The organism is Caulobacter sp. DWR2-3-1b2 (genome assembly GCF_049896345.1).
Taxonomy (GTDB): Bacteria; Pseudomonadota; Alphaproteobacteria; order Caulobacterales; family Caulobacteraceae; genus Caulobacter.
Genome location: NZ_JAFCUC010000005.1, coordinates 26,405 through 39,738, shown reverse-complemented (window position 1 = coordinate 39,738; position 13,334 = coordinate 26,405). Strand labels below are relative to the sequence as shown.

Sequence of the window (13,334 nt, the reverse complement as noted above, 5' to 3'; positions counted from 1 at the left end):
GCGATCCGAAAAGTCCTCCCCCCGTGGGCCCCCGTGGGGGAGGCGGCGCGAAGGCGCCGGTGGGGGGAGTGATCCCACGCCGGCCGGCTCCCCCCTCCGTCGGCTTCGCCGACACCTCCTCCACAGGGGGAGGACTTAGATGCTCGACTCTCTTCTAACCCAACGCTGCATCGAGGCTCTGCTGTTCGCGGCTGCCGAGCCCCTGAGTTTCGACGACCTGGCCAAGCGCTTGCCCGAAGACGCGGACATCGGCGCGGCCTTGGCAGACCTGCACGCGCGCTATGCTGGCCGAGGTATCGAACTGGTCCAGGTGGCCGGCCGCTGGCGTTTCCAGACCGCCACCGACCTGGCCTTCCTGATGACCGAGGAGCGCGAGGAGCCGCGCCGGCTGTCCAAGGCCGCCCAGGAGACCCTGGCGATCATCGCCTATCACCAGCCCGTCACCCGAGCCGAGATCGAGGCCGTGCGCGGGGTCCAGGCCAGCCGCGGCACCCTGGACGTCTTGCTGGAGCTGGGCCTCGTGAAGATGCGGGGCCGTCGGCGTTCGCCGGGCCGGCCCGTGACCTTCGGCACCACGGACGCCTTCCTTGAGCATTATGGATTGGCGAATCTGGCTGACCTGCCGGGCATCGCCGAGATGCGGGCCGCAGGCCTGCTGTCACTGGACCTGCCGCCCGGCTTCTCGGTGCCCGACCCCATGGGCGTGCGTCCCGGCGAGGACGAAGACCCACTCGACGACGGCGACGAAGCGCCGGAATTCGCGCAGGATTTCCTAGGGGAAAGCTGACGGTCCGATTGGATTAGCTCCCCGCCTCGCGACCGCCTATATTGTCTGAAATATTGTGGTATGGCGTGCGGACGGCCCGTAGGGCCGCGTACGCGTAGGAGCACCAGCGATCATGGGTAGTTTGAGCATCTGGCATTGGCTGATCCTGGCCGCCATCGTCGCGATCTTCTTTGCGCGTCCCGGCAAGCTGTCGGGCATCATGGGCGACGCCGCCAAGGGCATCCGCGCCTTCAAGGACGGGCTGAAGGACGAGACCTCCGACGAGGTTGCGGCCAACAAGGCCACCGGCGCGCTGCCGCGCACCGAGGCCGAGAAGGAAGATTTGCGCAAGTCGTAGTCGATTTCCGGCGTGGCGCGACCCGCGTCGCCGCCATGTTGTCGCCCTCGCCTCGCGTTTGCGGGCGCTTTTCTTTGACACAGTCGCGGAGGCCGGGCTTTCCCCAGGCCGGAAACCGCTCTAAGGCCGGCGGCTATGCTTCCTGATATCGGTGGATCCGAACTGCTTGTCATCGCTGCGGTCGCCCTGATCGTGGTCGGGCCGAAGGACTTGCCCATCCTGATGCGCAAGATCGGGCAATTTCTCGCCAAGATGCGCGGCATGGCCTCTGAGTTTCGCGCCAGTTTCGACGAGATGGCTCGCCAGTCGGAACTCGACGAGCTGCGCAAGGAGGTCCAGGCCATGCGCTCGGGCCAATATACCCAGCCCTTCAAGGACGCCGCCGAAGCCGCCCGCGACGTGGGCCTGACCGAGACCTTCGCCGAGATCGACGCCAGCCTGGCTAGCGGGACGATGCAACCCTATCCAGGCGCCGCAGCGCCGCTGTCGCCACCGCCCGAACCGGAGCTGATCGAAGCGCCCAAACCGAGAGCGGTGAAGCCTAGGGCCTTGGCCAAGAGCGCGCCCAAGCCGACCGTCGAGATCAAGGCCAAGGCGGTCAAGGCCGCCGCCAGCGCCGCGCCAAAGCGCGCATCGGCCAAGGCCGTGGCCAAGGCGGCTCCAGCCAGGTCGGCGAAAGCCTCCACCGAGATCACCGCGCCCAAGCGGCCCCGCGCGCCCGTCAAGACATCGGATAACGCCTCGTGAGCCAGGCCATCGGACACGACCCTGACGACTCCGAGATCGAGGCCTCGCGCGCCCCCCTGCTGGAGCATCTGGTCGAGCTGCGCACCCGCCTGATCATCTGCGTCGGCGCGCTGATCGTCGGCTTCGTCGCCTGTTTTGCCTTTGCTGGTAAGATCTTCCTGTTCCTGATCCATCCATTCGTGGTGGCCGAGACCCTGCGCACCGTGCAGCGGGCGGGCTCGCATCACGGGCCGTTCGACCTGCTGCTGGCCCTGACCGGCATCAAGCCGGTGCCCAAGGGCGCGATCATTCCCGACATCGCCCTGCAGGCCACCGCGCCGCTGGAGCAACTGTTCGCCAACATGAAGCTGGCGGCGTTCGGGGCGATCATCCTGACCTTCCCGATCATCGCCTGGCAGCTGTATCGCTTCGTCGCGCCGGGGCTGTATCGCAAGGAGCGCCACGCGTTCCTGCCGTTTCTGATCGCCTCGCCGGTGCTGTTCATGATGGGCGCGGCGCTGGTCTACTACATCATGCTGCCGTTCGTGTTGTGGTTCTCGCTGAACCAGCAGATCACGGGCGAGGGCGTCAAGGTGCTGCTGCAGCCCAAGGTGTCGGAATATCTGAGCCTGGTGACGACCCTGCTGCTGGCCTTTGGCTTGTCTTTCCAGCTGCCGGTGGTGCTGACCCTGGCCGGGCTGGCCGGGTTGGTCAGTTCCAAGCTGCTGCGCACCGGCCGACGCTACGCCATCGTTGGCGTGTTCCTGATCGCCGCCATCGTCACCCCGCCCGATCCCATCAGCCAGATCACCTTGGCGATCCCGCTTTGCCTGCTCTACGAGGTGTCGATCTGGTGTGTATGGCTGATCGAACGGCGGCGGGCGAAGGACGAGGCGGGTACGGACGTGGTGGCGGTCTAACCGCTCTTCCTGCCTTGCGGGCGGGAAGAGTGTTGGCGCCCCCGCCGACGCGCCTTAGAGAGGTCGTTTCTTAACGACCTGCCTCCGAGCGTTTCCGATGCACGACATCAAGGCCATCCGCGACAATCCCGAACCCTTCGAAGCCGCCTGGTCTGCCAAGGGCCGCTCGGGCGCGGCCGCCGAGGCGGTGGCGCTGGACGCTCAACTGCGGGCCTCGCAGAGGACGCTGCAAGAGGCCCAGGCCAAGCGCAACGACAACTCCAAGCTGATCGGCATGGCCAAGGCCAGGAAGGACGAGGCCGAGGCCGCGCGCCTGATGGCCGAGGTCGAGACGCTGAAGGGCGTGATGGCTGAAGCCGGCGGACGGGAAGGGATTGCTCTTCAACAACTGACGGATTTGCTGGCGGCCCTCCCAAACATCCCTGCCGCCGACGTGCCGCTGGGCGAGGACGAGGCTGGCAATGTCGAGATTCGCCGCTGGGGCGACGCGTCTAAACTGCCCGCCGGTCGCCTGAACAATCCCAAGGACCACGTCGATCTCGGCGCGGCCCTCGGCGGCATGGACTTCGAAGCCGCCGCCCGCATGAGCGGCGCGCGGTTCGTGGTGCTCAAGGGGCAGATCGCTCGACTGGAACGGGCGCTGGGTCAGTTCATGCTGGATATGCAGACTGTGCAGCACGGCTACATCGAAGTGTCACCGCCGCTTCTTGTGAAATCGAATGCGCTTTTTGGCACGGGCCAACTGCCGAAGTTTGAAGAGGATTTATTTTCCACTCACGGGAATTTCGCCACTGAAGTGAAAGTTCTCAAAAAATCGTTCGAATTGGAAGCGTTGGGCGACATCGAGGTCGATGATGATGATGTCGCGCTAGCCGCAGAAATTCAGAAATACCTGGATAAGGTCTCTGCGCGGCAGCTCGCAACGAGCTATGCCGATACACGTCACTTCCTCATCCCCACCGCCGAAGTCTCCCTGACCAACATCGTCCGCGAGCAGATCACCGACGAGACCGAACTGCCGCTGCGGATGACCGCCCTGACCCCCAGCTTCCGCTCGGAAGCCGGGGCCAGCGGTCGCGACACGCGTGGCATGATACGCCAGCATCAGTTCTACAAGGTCGAGCTGGTGTCGATCACCACGCCCGACCAGTCCGAGGCCGAGCACGAGCGCATGGTAGGGTGCGCCGAGGCGGTGCTGAAGGCGCTGGCGCTGCCGTTCCGCACCATGCTGCTGTGCGCCGGCGACATGGGCTTCGGCGCGCGCAAGACCTATGACCTCGAGGTCTGGTTGCCATCGCAAAACACCTATCGCGAGATCAGCTCGTGCTCCAACTGCGGCGACTTCCAGGCTCGCCGCATGGACGCCCGCTTCAAGAAGGCCGGCGAGAAGGGCACGCAATACGTCCACACCCTGAACGGCTCGGGCCTGGCGGTTGGCCGCACCCTGGTCGCCGTGCTGGAGAACTATCAGGACGAGACGGGGCGGATCACCGTGCCGGAGGTGCTGGTGCCGTACATGGGTGGGGTGACACATATTGGGGGCGCTCAATGATTCCGCTCATCCCGGCGAATGCCGGGACCCAGATCCATCCTGAGCGGTTCGCGGGCTTCACCTGGGTCCCGGCATTCGCCGGGATGAGCGGTTTGTAGGAATGCGCATCCTGCTCACCAACGACGACGGCATCCACGCGCCGGGTCTCGAAAGCCTGGAGCGTATCGCGCGCGTGCTGTCGGACGACATCTGGATCTGCGCTCCGGAATACGAGCAGTCCGGCGCCGGCCGGGCCCTGACCCTGTCGGACCCCATCCGCGTGCGCCGCATCGACCCGCGCCGCTTCGCCGTCGAGGGTACGCCGACCGACTGCGTGTCAATGGCCGTGCAGCAGTTGATCGAGGGCGCCAAGCCGGATCTGGTGCTGTCGGGCGTCAACCGCGGCCAGAACCTGGCCGAGGATGTCACCCTGTCGGGCACCGTGGCCGCCGCCATCGAGGGCATGAGCCACGGCATCCGCTCGATCGCCCTGTCCCAGGCCATGACCTATTTCCACGACGAGGTCCTGGCCCACTGGGAGACCGCCGAGCATTTCGGGCCAGGCATCATCCAGCGCCTGCTGGAGATCGGCTGGCCCACCGACGTCATCATGAATGTCAACTTCCCCGCTGTTGCTCCCGAAAGCGTCACCGAGGTGGAGGTCACTCGTCAGGGCTTCCGCGACTCGCACATGCGGAGCATGGAAAAGCGGACCGACCTGCGCGGTCGCGACTATTACTGGACCGGCTTCGTCTCAACGCCGTCCGTCCCGGTGGAGGGCACCGACCTGAAAGCCGTCTATGAGGGCCGCATCTCGGTGACGCCGCTGCATATCGACCTGACCCACAACGTCACCGTCGCGGCGATGAAGGGCCTGCTCGGCGGTTCGCCGCCGAAACGAGAGTTGACCCCGGCGGAAATGGGCGCGTGATGGTTCAGGCCAAGACGGACACGCCCGAGGCGCGGCTGAAAACCCTGATGGCCGCCTTGCGCGCCCAGGGCGTCACCGATCCCGCCGTGCTGACCGCCATCGAGAAGACCCCGCGCGACCTGTTCACGCCCGACCTGTTCAAGGAACGGTCGTGGGAAGACTCGGCCCTGCCGATCGCCTGCGGCCAAACCATCAGCCAGCCCTTCATCGTCGGCCTGATGACCCAGGCCCTGACGCTTGAGCCCCGCTGCCGGGTGCTGGAGATCGGCACCGGCTCCGGCTATCAGACCGCCGTGCTCAGCCGCGTTTCGCGCCTGGTCTATACGATCGAGCGCTACCGAACCCTGATGAAGGAGGCCGAGGCGCGCTTCGCGGTGCTCGGCCTGACCAATGTCATCACGAAATTTGGGGATGGATGGGACGGTTGGCCCAAGCAGGCTCCGTTTGACCGTATTCTGGTCACGGCCGCCGCTCAAGATGAGCCCGAGACTCTGCTGGCTCAACTGAAGCCCCAGGGCGTCCTGGTGGCGCCGGTGGGCAAGGGGCCGGTGCAGAGCCTTCGCCGCTATGCCGGCGACGGTAAGGGGGGCTTCACCGTTGAAGTCCTGTGCGATGTGCGTTTCGTCCCGATCCTGGACGGCGTCGCCCGCGAATAGCGCGGGGCGATGGTGTCGGGTTCTCGGCGCGGCGCGTGATGTTTAATGGTTGGTTTACCCTTGCGGCGGCGACTGAAGCCTCGCGAGGCAAAGGAGAGGCTATGCGGCAGTTGTGGACGCGCGCGGCGGTGATCGCCCTGACGGCTGGAACCCTCGCGGCCTGCGAAAGCACGGGCGGGGCGCAGTATCCGGTTCGTGACAGCGACGGTCGCGCCACGCCCAATTTCCCGATTGTCCAGGCCCCGATCGCCAACCAGCAGCCCGAGGGCCCGACGCTGGCTCCCGGCCAGGACCAACCCTTGTCCGGCATGTCCGCCCCCTCGCCGAGCGTCGGAGTGTCCAGCCAGTCGCTGCCGCCCGTGCCGTCTTACCAAGCCCCCCAGCCGCCGCCCGTCGAATACCGGCCGGCCCCGACGGCTGCCCGTCCCGTGGTGATCACCACCGTAGGTGGCCCCGTCGTCGCGATTCCTGGCCCGCCCAAGACCTACAAGGTCAAGGCCGGCGACAATATCGACGCCATCGCCCGCGGCCTCGACACCACCCGCGCGGATCTCGCCAAGGACAACGACCTCAAGTCGCCCTACCGCATCAGGCCCGGCCAAGTGCTGAAGGGGCCAGAGGGCAGGGACGTTAAGGCCTATCTGGTCCAGACGGGCGACACGATGTTCGCCATCGCCAAGCGTTTCTCGGTCACGGCCGCCGCCTTGGCCGACGAAAACGACCTGTCCTCCGGCGCCGCGATCAAGAAGGGCCAAAGGCTGCGCCTGCCGTCCGGCTACAAGGACAAGGGCCCGACCCGAACCACGGTGCTGCAGCCGGTCCCGCAAGGCGCGACCTCCACGCCCGGCCCGACCCGCGCGCCGGTCCAGACCAGTGCTCCGACCTATTCGCCTTCGGCCGCGACACCTTCGCGCATGACCGAAACCGTATCGGAGTCCGAGTCCGGGAGCGCGCCCGCTCGTTCGACCACGACCACCACGGTCAGCGTCACCGGGCCTGTCGTCGAGGTCGCCGGCCCGCGCCGCAGCTACACTGTCAAGTCGGGCGATGCGATCGACGCCATCGCCCGCGGCCTGGACACCACACGCGCCGACCTGGTCGAGGACAACAACCTCAAGGCGCCCTACCGCATCCAGCCCGGCCAGAAGCTCAAGGGCCCGGCGACCACGGCCAAGGCCTATGTCGCCAACAGCGGCGACACCCTGAGCAACATCGCCAAGCGCTTCAACGTCAAGCCGGCGGCCCTGGCCGACGAGAACGACATCAAGGTCGGCTCCACGATCAAAAAGGGTCAGAAGCTGCGCCTGCCGTCCGGCTACAAGGACAAGGGCCCGCTGAAGACCGTCGTGAAGACGGCCGCGCCCGCCGCGCCGCGTCCTGTTACGCCGCGCCCGGCCGCGCCGCCTCCGATCTATGTGCCTCCGGCCGCCGCCACGACCACCCCGCAGCCCTACATGCCTTCGGCCCCGCGCCCCTATACGCCGTCGCCCTCGCAGAGCTATCCGCGCCCGAGCGCACCCGTCGCGGCTCAGCCGGTCACCCCGCCGCCGTCGTCGGGCCAGATCATCGGCAGCAGCCCGCCGCCGACCGAGGCCGAGATCACCGCCGCCGGTCGTGGACGCTTCGTCTGGCCGCTGCAGGGCGTGACGATCTCCGACTTCGGCCCCAAGGGGACTGGCCAGCGCAATGACGGCGTCAATATCCGCGCCGCCGCCGGCACGCCGGTTCGCGCCGCCGCCGCCGGCGAGGTGGTCTATGCCGGCAACCAGGTGCCGGGTTTCGGCAATCTCGTCCTGGTCAAGCACAGCGACGGCTGGGTCACGGCCTATGCCCACCTGTCGACCACCGAGGTCAAGATGCGTCAGCAGGTCTCGCAAGGCGCCACCCTGGGCGCGGTCGGCCAGACAGGCGGCGTTACAGAACCGCAGTTGCACTTCGAGGTCCGCTACGCCCCGACGCCCAAGGACAAGGCGCGGCCGGTGGATCCGGGCCTGGTTCTGCCGCGCTAAACCCTTCCTCCGCCTGTGGGGGAGGTGTCGGCGAAGCCGACGGAGGGGGGAGGGATTGGCCGTCGGCTACACGCGCCGAAGATCCTGAAGCTCCCCCCACCGATCGCTGCGCGATCGCCTCCCCCACAGGGGGAGGAACGAGAGCCTCAATCCCCGCCGTTGCGCCACTTCCAGGGTTTGTCGCTCTTGCGCCACGCGATCCAGAGCAGAGGGATCGAAGGCGCGATGATCGCCGCAGCATAGGCCACAGGGTGGCTGACGCTGTAGGCCACGCCGAGCATCGAAATGGCCAGGATCAGGATGAGGAACACGGCCAGAACGGCCCAACCTTCCCAGCTGACCGGCAGGCCAGCGCCGTAGCCGAACCGTTTGACGCGAAACCAGGGCTTGCCCATGACGGGTCTCCGAAGGGGTTACGCGGGCAAGTTTACACCCAGCTCCCCGGCAAGGTCACGAATGAACTGCCACGCGACGCGGCCCGAGCGGGCGCCGCGGAGTTGCGACCACTGCAGGGCGCGGCGGTCGAGATTCTCCACCTTCAGCCCGAAGCGCTCGGCGTAGCCGTGAATGGCCAGCAGATAGGTCGGCTGGTCCATAGGCGGAAAGCCGATCCACAGGCCGAAGCGGTCGGAGACGCTCATCTCCTCCTCGGCATTCTCGGCGGAGGCGATCGCGCCCTGGGCCTCGACATGGTCGCGCGGCATCAGGTGGCGGCGGTTGGAGGTGGCGACGAACAGCACGTTTTCCGGCGGACCGGCCACGCCGCCTTCCAGCGCCGACTTCAAGGCCTTGGCCGCCGCAGCCCCATCCTCGAACGACAGGTCGTCGCACAGAACGACGAAACGCTCCGACCGCGTGCGCAAGGCGTCGAACAGGGGGGGCAGGGCTGTGACCTCGTCGCGATCGACCTCGACCAGCTTCAAGGCCGGATATTCCGCAGCCAGCACCATGAAGGCGGCCTTGGTCAGCGAACTCTTGCCCGTGCCGCGCACGCCCCACAGCAAAACGTGGTTGCACGGCAGGCCCACGGCGAAGCGGCGCAGGTTCTCTACGAAGCGATCCTTCTGCCGTTCCACACCGATCAGCAGGTCCAGCGCCATCGGATAGTCGGGGGCCGGTACGAAGGCGTCCTTCGACGCCGCGTGCCGAAACAGCCGCGCGGCGTCGAAGGACGCCGGCATCGGTGCGGGCGGCGCCAGGCGCTCCAAAGCGTCGGCGATGCGGGCGAGAAGGGCTGTGGCGGCGTCATTCATGGCCTGCCTCCTAGACCCCCGAAGGCCCCTATAAAAGGGCCGTCGCCGAAACGTGAGCCGTCATTGCAAAAGAGGAGGTGAACGCATAGCTTCCGCCGACTTGGTCGACCCCCTATTTGAGCGGGACGCCAGCTAGACTTTCGTGGAGCCGATATGAACGACCCGAGCCAACTGATCCAAATGATTGGCATGCCCGTCATGCTGTTTGGGCTGTTCTACATCCTGATCCTCCGCCCGCAGCAGCAGCGCGCCAAGCAACACGCCGCCGCCATCGCCGCCGTGAAGCGTGGCGACAATGTCGTGCTGTCGAGCGGCATGCTGGGCAAGATCGTCCGGGTCGAGGACACCGAGGTCGGCGTCGAGATCGCGCAGGGCGTCACCGTCAAGGTCGTCAAGAGCATGATCACCGATATCCGCGCCAAGGGCGAGCCGGCCCCGGCCAACGACCCCAAGAGCTGATACCCCTCCGCGCTGAATACGGGGCGCCGCCCACCACGAGACGCCTTTGGGCGTCGTCTAGAGCCTGTAATCCATGCTGACCCTCTCCCGCTGGAAAGTCACCGCCGTCATCCTGTCGGTGATTTTCGGCATCGTCTTTTCCTTGCCCAACATGCTGCCGCAGAGGACGCTCGACGCGCTTCCGGGCTGGGTTCCGCATCAGAAGCTGAACCTCGGCCTCGACCTGCAGGGCGGGTCCTACCTGCTCTATGAGGTCGACACCGACGCTTTGCGCGCCGAACGCCTGACCAACATGGTCGAGGATGTGCGGACCGCCTTGCGCAACGAGCAGATCGCTTTCAGCGAGTTGGGCGAGTCGGGCGGGATCGTTCGAGTTCGCATCGCCGACCCGGCCAAGGCGGGCGAGGCCGTCAGCCTGCTGCGCAAGCATGTTGGCGGACCCCTCCAAGGCGCGATCGGCGGCCGCGACACGACGATCAGCGACAAGGGCGACGGGCGACTGGAGCTCAGCTTCGTGGCCGAGGCCGCCAGGGCCGACGCCGCCAAGGCGGTGGAGCAGTCGATCGAGACGATTCGTCGCCGGATCGACTCCCTGGGCACCAAGGAACCGACCATCACCCGCCAGGGGACGGATCGGATCTCGATCCAGGCGGCGGGCGAAAGCGACCCTGATCGTCTGCGGGCGGTGATCGGTCAGACGGCCAAGCTGACCTTCCAGATGGTGGACGACTCGGTGACGCCGGAGGAGATCGCCTCGGGCCGCGTTCCGCCGGGCGTGGTGGTCCTGCCAGGCGCCGAGCCAGGCATGCCGCCGTTGGCCCTGGCCAAGCGGGCCCTGGTGACGGGCGAGGACCTTGTCGACGCCAGCCAGCAATTCGACGGTCAGAGCGGCGAGGCCGTGGTCGCCTTCCGCTTCGGCGGTCCGGGCGCCCGGAAGTTTGGCGACGCCACGGCGCGCAACATCGGTAAGCGCTTCGCCATCGTGCTGGACAACAAGTATATCTCGGCGCCGACCATCCAGAGCGCCATCACCGGCGGATCGGGCCAGATCACCGGCAGCTTCACGGCGGAAAGCGCCAATAACCTGGCTCTGCTGCTGCGGTCCGGCGCCCTGCCGGCCAAGCTGAACCTTGAGGAACAGCGCACCGTGGGGGCCGAGCTTGGCGCCGACGCCGTCCGGGCCGGCGCCATCTCGCTGGCCGTCGGCGCGGCGGCGATGTTCGTGTTCATCATTCTGGCCTACGGACTGTTCGGGGTGTTCGCCGCCATCGCCCTGGTGGTCAACGTTCTGCTGATCATCGGCATCATGTCAATGACCCAGGCCACCCTGACCTTCCCCGGCATCGCCGGCCTGATCCTGACCCTGGCCGTCGCGGTCGACGCCAACGTGCTGATCTATGAGCGGATGCGCGACGAGGCGGCGGCGGGACGATCTCCCATGTCGGCGGCCGACACCGGATTCCGCCGGGCCATGGTCTCGATCATGGACGCCAACATCACCAGCCTGATCTCGGCCGGGATCATGTTCGGCTTCGGGTCCGGGCCCATCAAGGGCTTTGCCTGGACGCTGTCGATCGGCGTGTTCACCTCGGTGTTCACCGCCATCATCATTACTCAAGTGCTCATCGGTTGGTGGTTCAAGGTCACCAAGCCGAAGAAGCTGCCGATCGCGTAGGTCCACATCATGGCTTGGCCCCTCATCCGTCTGATTCCCCGCCAGACCCACTTCCGGTTCGTGAAGTGGGCTCCGGTCGCTGCGGCGATCTCCCTCCTGCTGATCGCCGGTTCCGGCGTGTCGTTCTTCACCCAGGGCCTGAACCTGGGCATCGACTTCAAGGGCGGCGTCGCCATGGAAGCGCGCATGCCCACGCCCATCTCGGGCGACGCACTGCGCAAGGTCGCCCGGGCGACCGGCGCGCACGACGTGCAGGTCCAGGACAACTTCGGCTCGCCCAACGCGGCGATGATTCGCTTCCTGCCCACCGAGGGCGGCAACGCCATGGCCGAGGCTAGCCGGGTCCAGAAGGCGATCATCGCGAAGTTTCCGGGCATGACCATGCCCGCCCCCAGCGTCATCGGCGCCAAGGTCTCGGGCGAGCTGCTTTTGGGTGGCTTCAAGGCCTTGGGCATCGCCCTGTTGCTGATGCTCGGCTACATCTGGTTCCGCTTCCAGCTGCAGTTCGGCCTTGGGGCCGTGGTCGCCGTGTTCCACGACATCCTTCTGACCCTGGGCCTGCTGTCGGTGCTCCAGATAGAGTTCTCGATGACCTCGATCGCCGCCCTGCTGACGGTCATCGGCTATTCCATGAACGAGAAGGTCATTACCTTCGACCGGCTCAAGGAAAACCTGCGCAAGTACAAGACCACGCCGTTGCGCGACATCATCGACCTGTCGGAGAACGAACGTCTGTCGCGGACGATCATCACCGGCTCCACGGCGCTTCTTGCGCTGGGCGGCACGATGGTGTTCGGCGGCCCGGTGCTGTTCCCCCTGGTCTTCACCATGACCTTCGGCATCATTATCGGCACCTATTCGTCGGTCTATATCGCCCTGCCGCTGATCCTGGTCTGGGGCGTGAAGCGCGGCGACGAGGAAGCCACGCCGATCAAGCTCGGCGCCGGCACGCGTCCCTGATGTTGCGGCAGCCGCCATCGGTCGACGCCTGGGGCGGCGGCGGCTTCCGCGTCTCCGGCGATTGGCGTCCAGGCTCGTTGCTGATCATCGACGATCAGCCCAAGCCCTGGATCGCCACCAGCCTGGCGGCCTTGACGCCCGACGACTTCGCCGAGGTGTTCGCGGCGGGCGGGGCGGTCGAGTTCGTGCTGCTGGGCTGCGGGCTGGTCAACGCCTTGCCGCCGCGCTCGGTGCGCGACGCCTTGAAGGCTGCAGGCCTGGGTCTGGAATTCATGAGCACCGAGGGCGCGGCCCGCACCTACAACGTCCTGGCCAGCGAAGGTCGTCGGCTGGCGGCGGCGCTGATCGCGGTCTAGGCGGCGCCTATTGCCGACACGGCGAACAGGCCTATACCTGAGGTTCAGGGCTGGAACTTCAGGGGGCTGAAAATGACCGGACTTCTTTCGAACTTTCGCAACACCATCATCCTCAGCGTCATCCTCGCGCTGGTCATGGCGTTTGGCTTTGGGCACAGCCCGCACGGCTTCGACGACGCCTATTTCAGCGCTGTCTTCCGGGTGATGCACGTGTTCTTCGGCATCCTGTGGATCGGGCTGCTCTACTATTTCAACTTCGTGCAGATCCGCGTGATGCCGCAGATCCCGGCCGAGCTGAAACCGGCAATCAGCAAGTATATCGCGCCCGAGGCGCTGTTCTGGTTCCGCTGGGCCGCCCTGGCCACCTGGGTGATGGGCGTGATCCTGGCCTATAGCCGCGGCTATCTAGGCGAGGCCGCGACGCTGGGCCTGTGGGGCGGCTATACGCCGGGCTCGGACATGGGCTTCGTCTTCATCGGCGTGGGCATGTGGCTAGCGACGATCATGTTCCTCAACGTCTGGGGCGTGATCTGGCCCAACCAGAAGCGCGCCCTGGGCATTGTCGTGGTCGATGACGCCGCCAAGGCCAAGGCCGCCAGGATGGCCATGCTGTTCTCGCGAATCAACACCCTGCTCAGCATCCCGATGCTGGTCTGCATGACCATGTACCAGACGCTGTTCGGCTGATCGGTTCGCCGCATCGCTTGGAGAGGGCCCGCCAGATCGGCGGGCCT

At 66.5% G+C, this 13,334-nt stretch carries 15 protein-coding genes; 13 read left to right on the top strand and 2 right to left on the bottom strand.

All coding sequences use genetic code 11. From position 1 onward, the window contains the following. Window positions 1-139 precede the first annotated feature (139 nt). The 8 genes from scpB to ACP694_RS14020 all read left to right on the top strand — a co-directional run bounded on the left by scpB (window position 140) and on the right by ACP694_RS14020 (window position 7,897). Complete coding sequence (gene scpB / locus ACP694_RS14055; protein ID WP_426013342.1) at window positions 140-787, top strand: SMC-Scp complex subunit ScpB; 648 nt, start codon at window positions 140-142, stop codon at window positions 785-787. Window positions 788-899: 112 nt separating this feature from the next. Then, window positions 900-1,124 (top strand): twin-arginine translocase TatA/TatE family subunit, encoded by a 225-nt coding sequence (locus tag ACP694_RS14050; protein ID WP_426013340.1) that lies wholly within the window; start codon window positions 900-902, stop codon window positions 1,122-1,124. Between the two features lie 135 nt (window positions 1,125-1,259). Continuing rightward, window positions 1,260-1,871, top strand: coding sequence for a Sec-independent protein translocase protein TatB (tatB, locus tag ACP694_RS14045; protein ID WP_426013338.1), 612 nt, complete (start codon window positions 1,260-1,262; stop codon window positions 1,869-1,871). Next, entirely contained in the window at window positions 1,868-2,770 is a 903-nt protein-coding gene (gene tatC / locus ACP694_RS14040) for a twin-arginine translocase subunit TatC (RefSeq protein WP_426013337.1), read from the top strand. Before tatB ends, tatC begins: the two co-directional genes overlap by 4 nt. Window positions 2,771-2,867: 97 nt before the next feature. Then, entirely contained in the window at window positions 2,868-4,322 is a 1,455-nt protein-coding gene (gene serS / locus ACP694_RS14035; RefSeq protein ID WP_426013335.1) for a serine--tRNA ligase, read from the top strand. 100 nt (window positions 4,323-4,422) lie between these two features. Continuing rightward, the gene (gene surE, locus ACP694_RS14030) at window positions 4,423-5,232 is read left to right on the top strand and encodes a 5'/3'-nucleotidase SurE (protein WP_426013333.1); all 810 of its coding nucleotides are present in this window, start codon (window positions 4,423-4,425) and stop codon (window positions 5,230-5,232) included. Beyond that, window positions 5,232-5,888 carry a protein-L-isoaspartate(D-aspartate) O-methyltransferase gene (locus tag ACP694_RS14025; RefSeq protein ID WP_426013783.1) on the top strand — a complete coding sequence of 219 codons (657 nt, stop codon included), beginning with the start codon at window positions 5,232-5,234 and terminating at the stop codon, window positions 5,886-5,888. The genes surE and ACP694_RS14025 overlap by 1 nt, the downstream gene beginning before the upstream one ends. A gap of 101 nt (window positions 5,889-5,989) precedes the next feature. Beyond that, the gene (locus ACP694_RS14020; protein WP_426013331.1) at window positions 5,990-7,897 is read left to right on the top strand and encodes a LysM peptidoglycan-binding domain-containing protein; all 1,908 of its coding nucleotides are present in this window, start codon (window positions 5,990-5,992) and stop codon (window positions 7,895-7,897) included. A gap of 146 nt (window positions 7,898-8,043) precedes the next feature. Here ACP694_RS14020 and ACP694_RS14015 read toward each other — a convergent pair whose 3' ends face one another. Next, window positions 8,044-8,292: a hypothetical protein gene (locus ACP694_RS14015; RefSeq protein ID WP_426013330.1), complete on the bottom strand. Its 249-nt coding sequence runs from the start codon at window positions 8,290-8,292 to the stop codon at window positions 8,044-8,046. 18 nt (window positions 8,293-8,310) lie between these two features. Continuing rightward, window positions 8,311-9,150 carry an ATP-binding protein gene (locus tag ACP694_RS14010; RefSeq protein WP_426013328.1) on the bottom strand — a complete coding sequence of 280 codons (840 nt, stop codon included), beginning with the start codon at window positions 9,148-9,150 and terminating at the stop codon, window positions 8,311-8,313. Window positions 9,151-9,303: 153 nt separating this feature from the next. On the opposite strand from ACP694_RS14010, the gene yajC reads away from it, so the two are divergent. The 5 genes from yajC (at window position 9,304) to ACP694_RS13985 (ending at window position 13,287) form a co-directional block, all read left to right on the top strand. Further along, complete coding sequence (gene yajC / locus ACP694_RS14005; protein WP_426013326.1) at window positions 9,304-9,609, top strand: preprotein translocase subunit YajC; 306 nt, start codon at window positions 9,304-9,306, stop codon at window positions 9,607-9,609. 73 nt (window positions 9,610-9,682) lie between these two features. Beyond that, window positions 9,683-11,284 (top strand): protein translocase subunit SecD, encoded by a 1,602-nt coding sequence (gene secD, locus ACP694_RS14000; protein ID WP_426013324.1) that lies wholly within the window; start codon window positions 9,683-9,685, stop codon window positions 11,282-11,284. A 9-nt stretch (window positions 11,285-11,293) separates the two neighbouring features. Beyond that, a complete protein-coding gene (gene secF / locus ACP694_RS13995) occupies window positions 11,294-12,244 on the top strand; it encodes a protein translocase subunit SecF (RefSeq protein WP_426013323.1) in 951 nt (316 codons plus the stop codon). Window positions 12,245-12,246: 2 nt separating this feature from the next. Beyond that, complete coding sequence (locus tag ACP694_RS13990) at window positions 12,247-12,600, top strand: Mth938-like domain-containing protein (protein WP_426013781.1); 354 nt, start codon at window positions 12,247-12,249, stop codon at window positions 12,598-12,600. 72 nt (window positions 12,601-12,672) lie between these two features. Then, on the top strand, window positions 12,673-13,287 hold the full coding sequence (locus ACP694_RS13985) for a urate hydroxylase PuuD (protein ID WP_426013322.1): 615 nt from the start codon (window positions 12,673-12,675) through the stop codon (window positions 13,285-13,287). The last annotated feature ends 47 nt before the right edge of the window (window positions 13,288-13,334 follow it).

What these genes read in the sequence shown, in the direction of transcription:
- scpB (WP_426013342.1), top strand. Translation starts at nt 140, where the DNA reads ATGCTCGACTCTCTTCTAACCCAACGCTGCATCGAGGCTCTGCTGTTC.
- ACP694_RS14050 (WP_426013340.1), top strand. Translation starts at nt 900, where the DNA reads ATGGGTAGTTTGAGCATCTGGCATTGGCTGATCCTGGCCGCCATCGTC.
- tatB (WP_426013338.1), top strand. Translation starts at nt 1,260, where the DNA reads ATGCTTCCTGATATCGGTGGATCCGAACTGCTTGTCATCGCTGCGGTC.
- serS (WP_426013335.1), top strand. Translation starts at nt 2,868, where the DNA reads ATGCACGACATCAAGGCCATCCGCGACAATCCCGAACCCTTCGAAGCC.
- surE (WP_426013333.1), top strand. Translation starts at nt 4,423, where the DNA reads ATGCGCATCCTGCTCACCAACGACGACGGCATCCACGCGCCGGGTCTC.
- ACP694_RS14025 (WP_426013783.1), top strand. Translation starts at nt 5,232, where the DNA reads ATGGTTCAGGCCAAGACGGACACGCCCGAGGCGCGGCTGAAAACCCTG.
- ACP694_RS14020 (WP_426013331.1), top strand. Translation starts at nt 5,990, where the DNA reads ATGCGGCAGTTGTGGACGCGCGCGGCGGTGATCGCCCTGACGGCTGGA.
- ACP694_RS14015 (WP_426013330.1), bottom strand. Translation starts at nt 8,292, where the DNA reads ATGGGCAAGCCCTGGTTTCGCGTCAAACGGTTCGGCTACGGCGCTGGC.
- ACP694_RS14010 (WP_426013328.1), bottom strand. Translation starts at nt 9,150, where the DNA reads ATGAATGACGCCGCCACAGCCCTTCTCGCCCGCATCGCCGACGCTTTG.
- yajC (WP_426013326.1), top strand. Translation starts at nt 9,304, where the DNA reads ATGAACGACCCGAGCCAACTGATCCAAATGATTGGCATGCCCGTCATG.
- secD (WP_426013324.1), top strand. Translation starts at nt 9,683, where the DNA reads ATGCTGACCCTCTCCCGCTGGAAAGTCACCGCCGTCATCCTGTCGGTG.
- secF (WP_426013323.1), top strand. Translation starts at nt 11,294, where the DNA reads ATGGCTTGGCCCCTCATCCGTCTGATTCCCCGCCAGACCCACTTCCGG.
- ACP694_RS13985 (WP_426013322.1), top strand. Translation starts at nt 12,673, where the DNA reads ATGACCGGACTTCTTTCGAACTTTCGCAACACCATCATCCTCAGCGTC.